The 14365-nt window shown below is 72.7% G+C and carries 12 protein-coding genes; 3 read left to right on the top strand and 9 right to left on the bottom strand.

All coding sequences use genetic code 11. The features are described 5' to 3' along the window. Positions 1–35 precede the first annotated feature (35 nt). Positions 36–2390 carry a polysaccharide lyase 8 family protein gene (locus ACFW01_RS07150; protein ID WP_384502640.1) on the bottom strand — a complete coding sequence of 785 codons (2355 nt, stop codon included), beginning with the start codon at positions 2388–2390 and terminating at the stop codon, positions 36–38. Between the two features lie 174 nt (positions 2391–2564). Between ACFW01_RS07150 and ACFW01_RS07145 the strand changes: the two genes are divergently transcribed. Continuing rightward, on the top strand, positions 2565–3122 hold the full coding sequence (locus ACFW01_RS07145; RefSeq protein ID WP_125491980.1) for a YceI family protein: 558 nt from the start codon (positions 2565–2567) through the stop codon (positions 3120–3122). Here ACFW01_RS07145 and ACFW01_RS07140 read toward each other — a convergent pair. Together ACFW01_RS07140 and ACFW01_RS07135 are read right to left on the bottom strand one after the other, a co-directional pair. After that, a complete protein-coding gene (locus ACFW01_RS07140) occupies positions 3109–3660 on the bottom strand; it encodes a cysteine hydrolase family protein (RefSeq protein WP_234960223.1) in 552 nt (183 codons plus the stop codon). The genes ACFW01_RS07145 and ACFW01_RS07140 overlap by 14 nt on opposite strands. A gap of 4 nt (positions 3661–3664) precedes the next feature. Continuing rightward, positions 3665–4285 carry a TetR/AcrR family transcriptional regulator gene (locus ACFW01_RS07135; protein ID WP_234960224.1) on the bottom strand — a complete coding sequence of 207 codons (621 nt, stop codon included), beginning with the start codon at positions 4283–4285 and terminating at the stop codon, positions 3665–3667. An 88-nt stretch (positions 4286–4373) separates the two neighbouring features. Between ACFW01_RS07135 and ACFW01_RS07130 the strand changes: the two genes are divergently transcribed. Beyond that, positions 4374–5330 (top strand): DMT family transporter, encoded by a 957-nt coding sequence (locus tag ACFW01_RS07130; protein ID WP_384502593.1) that lies wholly within the window; start codon positions 4374–4376, stop codon positions 5328–5330. A 14-nt stretch (positions 5331–5344) separates the two neighbouring features. Here ACFW01_RS07130 and ACFW01_RS07125 read toward each other — a convergent pair whose 3' ends face one another. From ACFW01_RS07125 to ureA, 6 genes are all read right to left on the bottom strand, one after another. After that, positions 5345–6688, bottom strand: coding sequence for a hypothetical protein (locus tag ACFW01_RS07125; RefSeq protein ID WP_234960226.1), 1344 nt, complete (start codon positions 6686–6688; stop codon positions 5345–5347). Between the two features lie 72 nt (positions 6689–6760). Beyond that, the gene (gene cimA / locus ACFW01_RS07120; RefSeq protein WP_234960227.1) at positions 6761–8365 is read right to left on the bottom strand and encodes a citramalate synthase; all 1605 of its coding nucleotides are present in this window, start codon (positions 8363–8365) and stop codon (positions 6761–6763) included. 305 nt (positions 8366–8670) lie between these two features. Next, the gene (locus ACFW01_RS07115; RefSeq protein ID WP_234960228.1) at positions 8671–9279 is read right to left on the bottom strand and encodes a TetR/AcrR family transcriptional regulator; all 609 of its coding nucleotides are present in this window, start codon (positions 9277–9279) and stop codon (positions 8671–8673) included. A 9-nt stretch (positions 9280–9288) separates the two neighbouring features. After that, positions 9289–10323 (bottom strand): agmatine deiminase family protein, encoded by a 1035-nt coding sequence (locus tag ACFW01_RS07110; RefSeq protein WP_234960229.1) that lies wholly within the window; start codon positions 10321–10323, stop codon positions 9289–9291. Between the two features lie 11 nt (positions 10324–10334). Beyond that, on the bottom strand, positions 10335–12050 hold the full coding sequence (locus tag ACFW01_RS07105; protein WP_384502592.1) for an urease subunit alpha: 1716 nt from the start codon (positions 12048–12050) through the stop codon (positions 10335–10337). Then, entirely contained in the window at positions 12047–12763 is a 717-nt protein-coding gene (gene ureA / locus ACFW01_RS07100) for an urease subunit gamma (protein ID WP_384502591.1), read from the bottom strand. Before ureA ends, ACFW01_RS07105 begins: the two co-directional genes overlap by 4 nt. A gap of 145 nt (positions 12764–12908) precedes the next feature. Here ureA and ACFW01_RS07095 point away from each other — a divergent pair, with 145 nt between their 5' ends. Next, positions 12909–14363, top strand: coding sequence for a cytosine permease (locus tag ACFW01_RS07095; protein WP_384502590.1), 1455 nt, complete (start codon positions 12909–12911; stop codon positions 14361–14363). Positions 14364–14365 lie beyond the last annotated feature (2 nt).

The following is a 14365-nucleotide window of genomic DNA, read 5'->3' as shown; positions in this document are numbered from 1 at the left end:
GAGGGCCTCTCCCTTGTAGGGGTCGTACAAACCCGTCAGCTGAGAGCCACCTCACATTCATGGGTGGTACATACCACCCCTGGAGTGACGCGGAGGCGCAGACGGCGGCCGGTGGACAGGATCTCGACCGTCTCGTCGGACCGCACCGCGGCCCGTACCGGGTGGTCCCAGACGATCTCCAGGGGCTCCCCGGAGCGCGGCGGTTCGCTCACGCAGAGGGTAGCGGTACGGCCCCTGCGGCGGACCAGCACACTCGCCCCTGCCGTCGCGGTGAGCGGGCCCACCGTGCCGGCCCGCCAGAAGTTCGCCGCGGTGAGGCCGAGCGAGGGGACGGCGACCGCCTGCTGCCGGTCGTCGTTGGCGAGGACCCGCACCCCGCGGCGGTCGGCGGCGCGGCGGGCGACGGCACTCCGGGAGGCGCCGGGCATGAGGACGTAGACGTAGTCGGCGTCGGTGGGGTCGGTGCCGTGGTCCAGCCAGAGGGTCTGCCAGCGGCGGGTGCGGCGCTCGGTGGTGCTGGTGGTGTTGATGTCGGACCAGGCGCCGGTGCGGTCCTCGCGCAGGGTCCGCAGGCCGCCCCCGGGCACGATCCAGCCGCCGTGGTCCTCCAGATGGGCCCAGTCCCGGCCCCGCACGAGGGCCTGGGTGCCGCCCTCGCCGAGGTTCCGGTTGTCGACGACCGTCTCGACCGGGACCCCGTCCGTACAGGTGATGCCGGCGCCGAGGCAGACCACCTCGTCGTCGAGGAAGAACCAGGACTTGCGGGCCTCCAGGGTCGAGCCGAGCCCCTTGAGGTGCTGGCCCACGGCCGCGTACTCGCCGTCGGTGGTCCCCCCGACCCAGCGCACGCCGGGCTTGGGGGCGCCCCACTCGCCGCCCGCCCGGTCGGCCAGGCGCTTGGTGGAGACGGTGGTGCCGGGCAGCCGGTACCAGTCGACGGTGGGCCAGAACCAGTCCGTGTACTGGTCGGACCGGGTCCCGCCCGCCCACCAGGCGAGCATGCCCGCGCCGGTGTGCCAGCCGCGCGGGTTCTCGCCGTTGCCGCACTCGTAGTACGCGATGCGGTCGCTCGCCATCGCGAGGCCCGCGGTGAAGGCGGGGCGGCGGTGGACGGCGCGGTCCATGGCGGCGAAGAGCCGGTGCCCGGTGGGCTCGGGCGCGGCCTCGACGGGGGCGGCGGCGATCGCGTGCAGCCGGGCCAGGTCGGCGACGGGGAACTGGGGGGCCGTGAGGACGGGCGTGACGGTGTCCCGTTCGATCCAGCCCTTGATCCGCGCGTGCCAGCGGTCGCGCTCGGTCCCGCTCGCGCCGCCCGCGAGGACGGCCATGGCGGCGATGATCTGCTGGCCGTGGAAGTGGTCGCTGCGCATCACGTGCAGGTCGTCGCCGGCCAGGTAACCCCGGCTGATGGCACGGCCGTTGACGGCGTCCATCACCAGTCCGTCGTGGATGAGGGGGGCGTAGGCGTGCTCGACGCTGTCGAGGACGATCTGCTTGCCGGGGTCGGTCACCTCCCACCGCGAGCCGGCGAGCAGGGTGAACAGCCGGCCGAGGCCGTCCAGCATGACCTGGCCGTACGTACCCGAGTAGGCGACCCAGGTGTGCTGCACGAACGAGCCGTCGGCGTAGAGGCCGTCGCCCTCGGTGACGTGGGGGAAGACCGGCGAGAGGGCGTCGCGGGCCAGGGCGATCCTGTCGGGCGCGCGGCCCAGGATGCCGCGCAGGGCGACGGAGCGGCAGAGGTCGACGCGGTTGGCGCCGGTGGAGGTGCCGGAGTAGTCGCGGAGCATCGCGTCGGGGATGAAGTGGTCCACGGCCGCGCAGGCGGCGGCGACCCGGTCGGCGCCCAGGTGGTCGTAGAGGGCGGCCGTGATGTCCGTCAGGAGGCGCGGGCTGCCGATCTGCCACTCCCACCAGTTGCCGTAGCGGGTGGTGCCGGGGTGGTAGACGGTGGCCGACAGGTGGTCGAGGCCGCGCAGGATGTCGGCGAGGAGCGCGGGGTCGCCGGTGGAGCCGGTGCCCTGCTGCACGTACGCCTCGGTCATCGTCCACAGGCGGCCGTAGGCGAACGTGATGCCGGCGGGCGGGTCGAAGGGGTGGCCGGGCCACAGCGAGGTGGGCGTCGGCGCCATGGTGGCGCGGTGGTCGCGGGCGCGTTCGCCGGTCTCCGCGAGGCGGGTCGCGTACGGCTCGGCGGCCGGGTCGTAGCCGGTGCCGAGGGCGATGTCGAGCCAGCGTCGGCGGAGGGTGTCGTAGGGGTCCGCGTCGGCCGCGGCGGGCGTTGCGCCGAGGGTGGGGGGCAGGGCGGCGGCCGCGGCGGCCGTCAGGAGGAGGGAGCGTCGGGTCGGTCCGGCGCCGGTCCGGGGGACGTGCGGCCACGTGGAGGTCATGCTCATGACCCTTCCCCGCCGCCCGGGGCGCTACGTCCCTCGCGGCCGTCCGGGTGAATCCGCCACGCCACGCCGCGCACATCCGTTGAATGTTCAATGGAATAGGTCTACAGTCGTCACCGTTGAATTGGTTGAACATTCAACATCGAGTGTTCAGACCCCCCGGAGGACATCATGACCAGCACCCCCGACCTCGCCACCCTGACCGGCGAGTACACGATCGACCCCGCGCACACCACGATCGGCTTCACCGCGCGCCACGCGATGGTCACCAACGTCAAGGGCAAGTTTCTCGACTTCAGCGGCACGCTACACCTGGACGGCGGCGACCCGAGCCGCTCCACGGCGTCCCTGGACGTCACGATGGACAGCATCGACACGGGGTCCCCGGACCGCGACGGCCACCTGAAGAGCTCGGACTTCTTCAAGACGGACGAGTTCCCGACGATGACCTTCCGCTCCACCGGCGCGGAGTCCCTCGGCGGCGACGACTACCGCATCACCGGCGACCTCACGATCCTCGGCACCACCAAGCCGCTCGCCATCGACCTGGAGTTCAACGGCGCGGCCAAGGACCCCTTCGGCAACGAGCGCGTCGGCTTCGAGGGCAAGGCCGAGATCAAGCGCTCGGAGTGGGGGCTCACCTGGAACGCGGCCCTGGAGACGGGTGGCGTCCTGGTCTCCGACAAGATCAAGCTGAACTTCGACATCTCGGCGATCAAGCAGGGCTGAGGTCCACGTCCGCGGCGGCCCGGAGGCGGACACGCCTGCCGGGCCAGCCGATCGTCCGGTAGAGCGCGTTGTACTGGGCGACGGAACGGTCCGCCGGCATGAGATCACCGTCGTCCTCGGGGCCCCGGACCGACGTGGTGTGCCCGTCGGCGACGACGACCAGGTCGTACCCCCGGCTCAGGGCCTGTCGTGCCGTGGTGTCCACGCAGACCTCGGTGGCGAACCCGGTCACGATCACCTCGGTGACGCCGAGTTCCCCCAGGAGTGCGTCGAGGCCGGTGTCCAGGAAGCTGTCCGGCGTGGTCTTGTCGACGACCGGCTCCCCCTCCCGGGGCGCCAGCTCGGGCACGACCTGCCAGCCCTCGGTGCCGAAGACCATGCCCTCGTCCCGCTGCCGGACCGTCACCACCGGCACCCCGGCGGCGCGGGCGCGTTCACTCAGCCCCGCGATCGCGGCGACCGTCTCGGCGCCCCGGTGCGCCATGGCGACCGTGGCGTTCTGCATGTCGATGACGAGGAGTGCGCTGCGGGCCGGCATGGGCTCACCGTAGCGGCGCGGGGCCGTCGGCCGCCTCCGCGTTTCCCAGCAGCTCCCGCACCCGGTCGAGGGCGTGGCCGAACGGGTCCGGGAAGACCCCCACGCCGTGTGCGACCAGCGCGCCCTCGTGCAGCAGCATCAGCGTGCGCGCCAGCCGGTCCGCCCCGGCCGCGTCGATCTCCCGCGCGAGGCCGGTGAAGAGGTCCAGCATCCACCGCTTCTGCCCGATGATGACCGGATACGCCGGATGGGCCGGGTCGCTGATCTCGGCGTGCGCGTTGATCATGCTGCACCCCTTGGCGCCATACTCCCCCGCCCACGCGCGCGACGCCTCGAAGACCGCCAGGACCCGTACGTCCGCCCCCTGTCCCGCGACCGCTTCGAGGCGGCCGGCGAGGAGTTCCCGCCAGCGCTCGTCACGACCGGCGAGGTACTCCACGACGATCTGCTCCTTCGAGCCGAACCGGTCGTAGAGCGTCTTCTTGGTGACCCCCGCCTCGGCGGCGACGAGGTCCACGCCCACGGCGTGGATGCCGCGCTCGTAGAACAACCGCTCGGCCGCCTCCAGGACACGTCGCGCACCGGGCGTCATGCGGACGCGGTGCGGCTTCTGAACAGGCTCCATGACGGGAAGTATACAGATCTGTATAGTGGGCACCCAAGACGAGTAAACCGATCTGTCTACTCATCGAGATGGGAAGGTGGGGTTCCCCGTGAACGCCCTGCTCTCGGTCGCGTTCGTCCTGTGCTGGAGCTCCGGTTTCATCGGCGCCAAGCTCGGCGCCGGGACCGCGGACCCGACGACGCTCCTGATGTGGCGCTTCGTGCCGCTCGCCCTGGTCCTGATCGCCGTCGCGGCCGTCTCACGCGAGGCGTGGCGCGGGCTGACGCGCCGGGAGGCCGGCCGGCAGGTCGCGATCGGCGCCCTGTCGCAGAGCGGCTACCTGCTCAGCGTCTACTACGCCATCCACCTCGGTGTCTCCAGCGGCACCACCGCCCTGATCGACGGCGTGCAGCCGCTGGTCGCCGGCGCGCTCGCCGGTCCCCTGCTGCGGCAGTACGTCTCGCGCCGGCAGTGGCTCGGACTCTGGCTGGGGCTGGCCGGCGTCGCCACGGTCACGACGGCCGATGCCGCCGCGGCCGGTGCGGACGTGCCGTGGTGGGCGTACTCCGTGCCCTTCCTCGGCATGCTGTCGCTGGTGGCGGCCACCTTCCTCGAGGGCCGTTCGCGGGCCGCGGTCGCACCCCGGGCCGCACTGACGATCCACTGCGTGACCAGCGCCGTCCTCTTCTCGGGCCTGGCCTTCGGCGTCGGGGCCGCCGCGCCGCCCGCCGACTCGTCCTTCTGGCTGGCGACGGCCTGGCTCGTGGTGCTGCCGACGTTCGGCGGCTACGGGCTGTACTGGCTGATCATGCGCCGGTCCGGTGTCACCGAGGTGAACACCCTGATGTTCCTCATGGCACCGGTGACCGCCGTGTGGGGCGCCCTGATGTTCGGCGAGCACTTCGGGCCGCAGACGGCCGTGGGTCTCGCGGTCGGCCTCGCGGCGGTGGCCGTCGTGCGGCGCGGGGCGAAGCCCTCACGGACGGCGGTGGCGGAACGCGGCGAGGAGACCGACGGGACCCGACGGGACGCGGACCGCGCAACCGTGCCGGTGTCCTCCCGGTGACCGCGGCCCGCCGCTCAGAAGCCGCCGCCGAAGTCCCCGCCGCCGAATCCGCCGCCTCCGCCGAAGTCGCCGAACCCGCCCCCGAAGTCACCGGAGTCGAAGTCGCCACCGGAGACGTCGCCGCCCTCGTGGCCGCCGAAGTCGCCGTAGCCCTCGCCGTAACCGGCGCCGTAGGCCGGGCCGGCCATCATGCTGCCGAGCAGGGTGCCGACCAGCAGGCCGGGCAGGATGCCGGCGCCGAAGTAGCCGCCCGCCCAGGGGCCGTAGGCCGGGCCCGCGTCCCAGTAGGGGCGGCGGCCCTGGTCGGTGTCCACCTCGCGGACCATCGGGTCCAGGCCGTCGGACAACCGGGCCTGGTCGGCCGCGCAGACCGGCACCTCGCGGGTGGCGCCGCCCGGCGGGGTCCAGGTGGCGTCGGCGACGGACGGGCCGTGGCGCGGGTCGAAGAAGCAGGGCGGCCGGCGGTCGGGCAGCGGCCGTCCCTCACGGCGGGCGGCGAGCCGCGCGAGCGAGAAGCGGCCGTCCTCCAGCGACTGGGTGACCGCCCGCACGTCCTCCGGCCTGCGGGCGTTGCCCATGAACGTCTTGGCCTGCTCGTACGCGTCGAGGCCGTGTTCGTAGTCCGTGCGCATCGCGTCGTCGGCGCCCGGTTCCCCGGGGTGGAAGTCCAGGCGGTCCAGCTCCTCGCCGAACGCCGTGATGTCCTCGTCCACCACCACCCGCAGCCGCTCCAGCGCCTGTCGCTGCTCCTCCTCGCGGCGCAGCCGGTTGCGCCGGGCGATCGCGTAGGCGCCGGCACCGGCGGCCGCGACGACCGCGCCCGCGGTGATCAGGGCGCCGGTCGGTGCGGTGGCGCCGCCGGAGTCCCAGGAGGAGGGGGCCGAGCCGCGCACGCTGCGCAGCGCGTCGTCGACGAAGTCGTTGAGCTGGGCCTTGGTGTCGCCCGCCCCCTGCGCCGCGGTGACCAGGTTGTTCACGCCCTGGCGGCTCAGCACGCTGCTGTCGGCGCGGGCGTCGAACTCGTCACCGAGGCGGATGCCGTACAGACCGGTGATGCCGGTCTCGGTGCGCAGGTTCTGGAAGAGGTTGTCCGTCGGGTAACCGGCCGGGAGGACCGCCACGAAGACCGGTTCGCCCGCGTCCTCGATCTTGTCGGCGAGCGCGTCGGCGTCCGCGTCGGAGAGCAGGTCGGAGGCGGCCGGATCGACGTACACGGGACTCTCGCGCAGGGCCGCCCCGATCTCGGTGACGTCGGTGGCGGCCTGCGCGCCGGGCGCACCGGCCATCAGCACCGCCAGCGCGGCGATGACCGGCGCGATCAGGAGGCGTATGAGGACTTGAGCGCGGACGTCCTTCATACCTTCGAAAGTACCCGAACACACCTCAATCAGACATAAGTGCGGGCAGGGGATTCGCCGCGGGCGGCCGGGTCACGCCGCGGGCGTCACTCCCGCCCGCAGCAGCCCGTACGTGTACGCGTCCTCCAGGGCCTGCCAGGAGGCCGCGATGACGTTCTCGGCGACACCCACCGTGGCCCACTCCCCCGTGCCGTCGCTGGTGGAGATGAGGACCCTGGTCGTGGACTGGGTGCCGTGCACGCCCTCCAGGATGCGGACCTTGTAGTCGACCAGGTCCAGCTTGGCCAGCTCCGGGTAGAGCTTCTCCAGCGCCACGCGCAGGGACCGGTCCAGGGCGTTGACCGGGCCGTTGCCCTCGGCGGTGGCGACGATGCGCTCGCCCTTGGCCCAGAGCTTGACCGTGGCCTCGTTGGCGTGGCTGCCGTCGGGGCGGTCCTCGGTGATCGCGCGCCAGGACTCGACCTCGAAGTACTTGAGCGGCCTGCCCTCGGCCTCGGCGCGCAGCAGCAGCTCGAAGCTGGCGTCGGCGGCCTCGTAGGTGTAGCCGGCCAGCTCGCGCTCCTTGACCCGCTCGACGACCCGGCCGACCAGTTCGCGGTCGCCGCCGAGGTCGACGCCGAGTTCCTTGCCCTTCAGCTCGATGGAGGCGCGGCCGGCCATGTCGGAGACCAGCATCCGCATGGTGTTGCCAACCAGCTCTGGGTCGATGTGCTGGTAGAGGTCGGGATCGACCTTGATCGCGGAGGCGTGCAGGCCGGCCTTGTGCGCGAAGGCGGAGACCCCGACGTAGGGCTGGTGGGTGGAGGGGGTGAGGTTCACGACCTCGGCGATGGCGTGCGAGATCCGCGTCATCTCGCGCAGCCGGCCCTCGGGCAGCACCTGCTTGCCGTACTTCAGCTCCAGCGCGGCCACGACCGGGAACAGGTTGGCGTTGCCGACGCGCTCGCCGTAGCCGTTGGCCGTGCACTGCACGTGGGTCGCGCCCGCGTCGACGGCGGCCAGGGTGTTGGCGACCGCGCAGCCGGTGTCGTCCTGGGCGTGGATGCCGAGCCGGGCGCCGGTGTCGGCCAGCACCGTGGCGACCACGGCCTGGATCTGCGCCGGGAGCATGCCGCCGTTGGTGTCGCAGAGGATGACGACGTCGGCGCCCGCCTCGGAGGCGGTGCGGACGACCGCCTTCGCGTACTCGGGGTTGGCGCGGTAGCCGTCGAAGAAGTGCTCGCAGTCGACGAAGACCCGGCGGCCCTGGGCCTTCAGGTGCGAGACCGTGTCCGCCACCATCGCCAGGTTCTCGTCCAGCGTGGTGCGCAGGGCCAGCTCGACGTGCCGGTCATGGGACTTGGCGACCAGGGTGATCACCTCGGCGCCGGACTCCAGGAGCGCCCTGACCTGGTGGTCCTCGGCGGCGGTCGCGCCCGGGCGGCGGGTGGCGCCGAAGGCGACCAACTGGGCGTGCCGGAAGTCGATCTCCTGCTGGGCGCGGGCGAAGAACTCGGTGTCGCGCGGGTTGGCGCCGGGCCAGCCGCCCTCGATGAAGCCCACACCGAAGTCGTCCAGGTGCCGTGCGATGGCCAGCTTGTCCGCGACCGTGAGGTTGATGCCCTCGCGCTGCGCGCCGTCGCGCAGGGTGGTGTCGAAGACGTGGAACGAATCGTCGAGTTCGCTGGTTGCGGTCATGATCTGAAGGCTCCTGTAGGGGATCTCGGTCTACCGGAATGACCGGTTCCACCGTCCGTCTATGATCCCTCGCGCTCTCTTCCCGGCTTGGGGTGGGCCAGGAAAACGAAAAACCCCTCGCGGGTGCGAGAGGTCTGCGCGCGGGTCGAGGACGACGGTGTCCGCCCGTACCTGGTCGTACGTGGCGGTCACTGCGGACCGGCGCGCCTGCTGCCAATAATCATGGCGAACGAGAGCACGGGGGCAGTCTGGCACATTCCGTCCCTCGGCTCACCGGGCGTCTCAGGATGCGAGCGCCGCCCTGGTCAGACGTCCGTGAAGAGGCAGTCCGCCAGGAACTCCCGCGCGTGGCCGAGCACCTGCGCTCGGTCCGTCCCCCGCAGGCCGATCGCCACGTGGATGGCGAGGCCGTCGAGGAGGGCCCGCAGCCGGGCGGCGAACCGGTCGGGGTCGACGGGGCGGAACTCGCCGCGCGAGACGCCCTCGGCGAGCAGGGCGACCAGGTCGCGGTGCCAGGCTCCCTCGATCGCGGCCTGCCGGTCGCGGGCGTCGGACTCGTCGGCGGCGCCCTGCGAGCGGTTCCACACCTCCAGCCACAGCGTCCAGTGCGGGTCGCGGTGGCCGTCGGGGACGTAGAGGTCGACGTACTCCTGGAGGCGTTCGCGGGCGGTGCCGGGCCGGGTGAGCAGCCGCCCGCGTTCCACGCCCAGGCGGCCCTCGCTCCACTCCAGGGTGCGCAGCAGCAGCTCGTCCTTGGAGTGGAAGTAGTACAGGAGGTGGCCGCTGCTCATCCCGACCTCGCGCCCGAGCGCCGCCATGGTCAGCTTCTCCAGGCCGCGCTCGGCGATCATCTCCATGGCGGCGGCGAGCACGTCCTCACGCGGCGGCGCCTGTCTGCGCCCACCACCGGCCATGTCCCGCTCCTAGATCCTCGGCTGCTGCTGCGTGATGCAGTGGATGCCCCCGCCCCCCGCGAAGATCGTACGCGCGTCCACCAGGGTCACCGTCCGCCGAGGGTGCAGGCGGCGGAAGATGCCGGCCGCGATCTCGTCGCGCGGGTCGTCGAAGGCGCACAGGACGACGCCGCCGTTGCAGAGGTAGTGGTTGATGTAGGAGTAGTCGGCCCAGTGTCCGTCGGCCTCCAGGACGGTCGGGGCGGGCACCTCGACGACCTCCAGGCGGCGGCCCCGGGCGTCGGTGGCGGCGCGCAGGACGCCGATGGCCTCCTTGGTCACCTCGTGGTCGGGGTGGGCCGGGTCGGGCTGGTGGTGGGCGACGACGACGCCCGGCGCGGCGAAGGCGGCGACGATGTCGACGTGGCCGAGGGTGCCGAAACCGTTCGGCGGGTAGTCGCCGGTGAGGCCGCGCGGCAGCCAGATCGCCTTGCTGGTGCCGAGGTGGGCGTGCACCTCCGCCTCCACCCGCTCCTTCGTCCAGCCCGGGTTGCGTTCGGGCCCGAGCTGCACGGTCTCGGTGAGCAGCACGGTGCCCTCGCCGTCGACGTGGATGCCGCCGCCCTCGTTGACGAGCGGCGAGGTGTACGTCCGGGCGCCCGCCAGGTCGGCGACGTGCGCGCCGATCTTCGCGTCGTGCTCCCAGCGGGCCCACTCCTGCGCGCCCCAGCCGTTGAAGGTCCAGTCGACGGCGGCCAGCCCGTCCGGGCCGGTGAGGAAGGTGGGGCCGATGTCCCGCATCCAGGCGTCGTCCAGCTCCCGTTCGACGGTGTCGATGCCGTCGCCGAGGAGCGCCCGCGCCTCGGCGGACCTGCCCGGGCCGCACACCACGGTCACCGGTTCGAAGCGGCGCACGGCGCGGGCGACACCGGCCCAGGCGATATGCGCGGCGGCCAGGTCCCCGGGGTCCTCGAAGGTGGGGTTGGGGCCCGGCCACGCCATCCAGGTGCGTTCGTGCGGGGCCCACTCGGCGGGCATGCGGAAGCCGTCGGCGGCAGGGGTCATGGCGGGCACCTTCACAGGAAGTAGAGGCGGTTGAGGGACACGGACTCGGCGGGTTCGGAGCGCAGCGGGTCGCCGTCCAGGGTGACCAGGCCGGTGCGCCGGTCGACGTCGACCTGTCCGGTACGGGAGTTCAGGCGCAGGTCGGCCGGTCCGATGGAGCGGGTGCCGCGCACGGCGACCCGGCGGCGGCGGGTGGGCATCGTGTCGTGCCCCTGGTCCACGGCGGCCTGCGCGACGAAGGCGACGGAGATCTCGGCGGGGGTGGCGCCGTGCGCGCCGAACTGCGGCCCGAGGACGAGGGGTTCACAGGTGTCGGTCGCCGCGTTCGGGTCGCCGACCACCCCGTACGCCGGGAAGCCCGACTTGAGGACGAGCTGCGGCTTGGCGCCGAAGTACTCCGGGCGCCACAGCACGATGTCGGCGAGCTTGCCGGCCTCGATGGAGCCGACCTCGTGCGCGAGGCCGTGGGCGATGGCGGGGTTGACGGTCAGCTTCGCCATGTAGCGCAGGACGCGCTCGTTGTCGTTGTCGTCGTCGGGGGCGCCGAACTCGGACTTCATCTTGCCGGCCATCGCGAAGGTGCGGCGGACCGTCTCGCCGGCCCGGCCCATGCCCTGGGCGTCGGAGGAGGTGATGCCGATAGCTCCCAGGTCGTGCAGCACGTCCTCGGCGCCCATGGTCCCTTCGCGGATGCGGTCGCGGGCCATGGCGGCGTCGCCCGGCAGCTCGGTCTTGAGGTCGTGGACGGAGACGATCATGCCGTAGTGCTCGGCCACCGCGTCCCGGCCGAACGGCAGGGTGGGGTTGGTGGAGGAGCCGATGACGTTGGGGACGCCGGCCATCTTCAGCACGTTGGGGACGTGTCCGCCGCCGCAGCCCTCGATGTGGAAGGCGTGGATGGTGCGGCCCTCCAGGACGCGGAGGGTGTCCTCCACCGACAGGCACTCGTTGAGGCCGTCGCTGTGCAGGGCGACCTGGACGTCGTGCTCCTCGGCGACGCGCAGGGCGGTGTCGAGGGCGCGGGTGTGGGCGCCCATGTCCTCGTGCACCTTGAAGCCGGACGCGCCGCCCTCGGCCAGCGCCTCGACCAGCGGTGCCTCGTGGGACGACGAACCCCGGCCCAGGAACCCGATGTTGACCGGCCAGGCGTCGAAGGCGGAGAACGCGTGCTTCAGCGCCCAGGGCGAGTTGACGCCGACGCCCCAGACCGGCCCGAACTCCTGGCCGATGATCGTGGTCACGCCGGAGGCGAGCGACGCCTCCATGATGCGCGGGGAGAGCAGGTGGACGTGGGTGTCGACGGCTCCGGCGGTCGCGATCAGGCCCTCGCCGGAGACGATGGACGTGCCGGTGCCGACGACCACGTCGACGCCGTCGAGGGTGTCGGGGTTGCCGGCCCGGCCGATGGCGTGGATGCGGCCCTCGCGGATGCCGATCGACACCTTGCGGATGCCCTGGACCGCGTCGATGACGACGACGTTGCTGATCACGACGTCGCAGGTCTCGCGCACCGCGGCGGCCTTGAGGTGCAGCCCGTCACGGGCGGTCTTGCCGAACCCGGCCAGGAACTCGTCGCCCTGGAGCTGGGCGTCGGACTCGACGCGGATCACCAGCCCCGAGTCGCCGAGGCGCAGCCGGTCGCCCGCACGGGGGCCGTGGGTGGCGGCGTAGGCGTACGGGTCGATGTGGATCGACTCGCTGATCTCACGTCCCTTGGAGCGGCTCATCGCACGCCTCCTTCCGGTGATCCGTCTGCTACGGGGGTGACGCCCAGATATCCGCAGGCCGCCGCCCGCCGCAGGGCCTCCTCCTTGGCGCCCGGCGCGTCCAGCGGCCCGTCGACCAGCCCGGCGAACCCGATCGCGATCCGCCGCCCACCGATGGGCACCAGGCCGACCTCGGCGCTCTCGCCCGGCCCGAAGCGGACCGAGGACCCGGCGGGGACCGCGAGACGCATGCCGTAGGCCCGCTCGCGGTCGAAGTCCAGGCGCGGGTTGGCCTCGAAGAAGTGGAAGTGGGAGGTCACGGAGACCGGCACGGTCGCGGTGTTGGTCACCGGCAGCCGGAGCGCGGCCTCGGGTTCGGCGTGGTCGGGCCCCGGCAGCAGGGCCCCCGGGCCGGCCGGGCCCAGTCCCCCGCCGCCGATCGGGCCGGAGACGACCGCGAGCCGGGAGCCGTCGTCGAAGACGGCCTCCACGTGGACCTCGGTGACCACGTCCGCGACGCCGGGCAGCACGTCGTCCGGGCCGAGCACGGACCGGGCCCGCTCGATCGCCTCGGCGAGACGGGCACCGTCGCGAGCGGCCTCGCACACGGTGTCCGCGATCAGCGCGGTCGCCTCCGGCACGTTCAGCCGCAGCCCGCGGTTCCGGCGGGCCCGGGCCAGCTCGGCCGCCCCGAAGAGCAGCAGCCGGTCACGTTCCGTGGGGGTCAGTCTCACGACGCGGCACCTCCTTGCCATCCCGACGTTAGAACACCACTCTAAACAGAGCATCCCTCGAACGGAACCATTGACGGGCAGCACACGCAGCCGTCACATTGAACGTCGCTCAAAACCATCAGGCGGCCGTCGAAGGAGACCAGCCATGCCGATCGAACAGCGCGGAGTCGACACCATCCCCGAGGAGGAACGCACCAGCGGGCCCAGGGATCTCGTCTCGATCCTGCTGGGCTCCAACCTCTGCCTCGGCGTGATCGTCTTCGGCTGGCTGCCGCCGTCCTTCGGCCTGGGCTGGTGGGCGTCGGTCGGCGCGGTGGTGGCGGGCACGGTCGTCGGCACGCTGTTCACGGCTCCGCTCGCGCTGGTCTCGCTGCGCACCGGCACCAACCTGTCCACGTCGTCCGGCGCCCAGTTCGGCGTGCGCGGGCGGCTGGTGGGTTCGGTGGTCGGGCTGCTGCTGGCCCTCGGCTACACCGCGCTGACCGTGTGGATCGGCGGGGACGTGATGATGGGCGTGCTCGGCCGGCTCTTCGGACTCCCGCAGGGCGGTGCCGCGTACGCCGTCGTCTACGGCCTGCTCGCCGCGGCGACCGTCGCGGGCGCCGTCTACGGCTACCGGGTGCTGCTCGCCATGTCCAAGGTGCTGGCCTACGGCATGACGGCCCTGCTGGTCCTGGGCGTGATCGCCTACGCCCCCGACTTCACCACCGCCGCGCTCCCGGAGGCCGGCGGCTACCTGCTGGGCGGCTTCTGGCCGACCTGGCTGCTCGCCGCCGTGGCCGCGGGACTGTCCGGGCCGATCGCCTTCATCACGCTGCTCGGCGACTACACCCGCTACATCTCACCGGCCCGCTTCTCCTCGCGCCGGGTGCTGCACGCGACCTGGCTGGGGCTGATGCTGGGGCTGCTCGTGCCGCAGCTCTTCGGCACCTTCACGGCGTACGCCGCCCGCGCCGCGCTCGACTACGCGGGGCCGCTGGTCGACGCCGCCCCCGCCTGGTACCTGGTCCCGCTGCTGCTCGCCGCCTCGGCCGGGTCGGTGGGCAACGCCGGGCTGATGCTCTACTCGATGGGCCTGGACCTGGACGCCATCCTGCCGCGCGCCTCCCGCGCCCGCGCCACCTGCGCCGTCGCCGTCGTCGCGACGGCCTGCGTCTTCGCCGGGCACTACGCCTGGGACGCGCAGTCGGCGATGACGTCGTTCGTGCTGCTGCTCACGGCGATCGGCACGCCGTGGGCGGTCATCACGATGATCGGCGCGGTCCGCTGCGGCGGGGTGTACGACGCCGACGCGCTCCAGGTCTTCAACCGCCGCGCGCGGGGCGGGATCTACTGGTACCGCTCCGGCTGGAACGTCCCCGCGACGGCCGCCTGGGCGGTGGGCGCGACGGTCGGCGTCCTGGCCGTGTCCCTGCCGTCGTACGAGGGGCCCCTGCTGTCCCTGACCGGCGGGGTGGACTGCAGCTTCCTGCTGTCGGGGCTGGTGGGCGGGGTGGTGTACGTGATCGCGGTGCCGGGTGCCGCCGTGCCCGCGGCGAGTGGGACGGAGCCGGCGACGGCTGCCTCTTCTCCGACCGAGTCGGGTGGGGGGCGGGCCTAGGC

The organism is Streptomyces sp. NPDC058985 (assembly GCF_042740985.1).
Lineage (GTDB): Bacteria > Actinomycetota > Actinomycetes > Streptomycetales > Streptomycetaceae > Streptomyces.
This window is presented reverse-complemented; position numbering and strand designations above follow the sequence as displayed.

Coding starts and splice junctions, on each gene's coding strand:
- ACFW01_RS07150 (WP_384502640.1), bottom strand. CDS start 2,390: ATGACCTCCACGTGGCCGCACGTCCCCCGGACCGGCGCCGGACCGACC.
- ACFW01_RS07145 (WP_125491980.1), top strand. CDS start 2,565: ATGACCAGCACCCCCGACCTCGCCACCCTGACCGGCGAGTACACGATC.
- ACFW01_RS07140 (WP_234960223.1), bottom strand. CDS start 3,660: ATGCCGGCCCGCAGCGCACTCCTCGTCATCGACATGCAGAACGCCACG.
- ACFW01_RS07135 (WP_234960224.1), bottom strand. CDS start 4,285: ATGGAGCCTGTTCAGAAGCCGCACCGCGTCCGCATGACGCCCGGTGCG.
- ACFW01_RS07125 (WP_234960226.1), bottom strand. CDS start 6,688: ATGAAGGACGTCCGCGCTCAAGTCCTCATACGCCTCCTGATCGCGCCG.
- cimA (WP_234960227.1), bottom strand. CDS start 8,365: ATGACCGCAACCAGCGAACTCGACGATTCGTTCCACGTCTTCGACACC.
- ACFW01_RS07115 (WP_234960228.1), bottom strand. CDS start 9,279: ATGGCCGGTGGTGGGCGCAGACAGGCGCCGCCGCGTGAGGACGTGCTC.
- ACFW01_RS07110 (WP_234960229.1), bottom strand. CDS start 10,323: ATGACCCCTGCCGCCGACGGCTTCCGCATGCCCGCCGAGTGGGCCCCG.
- ACFW01_RS07105 (WP_384502592.1), bottom strand. CDS start 12,050: ATGAGCCGCTCCAAGGGACGTGAGATCAGCGAGTCGATCCACATCGAC.
- ACFW01_RS07095 (WP_384502590.1), top strand. CDS start 12,909: ATGCCGATCGAACAGCGCGGAGTCGACACCATCCCCGAGGAGGAACGC.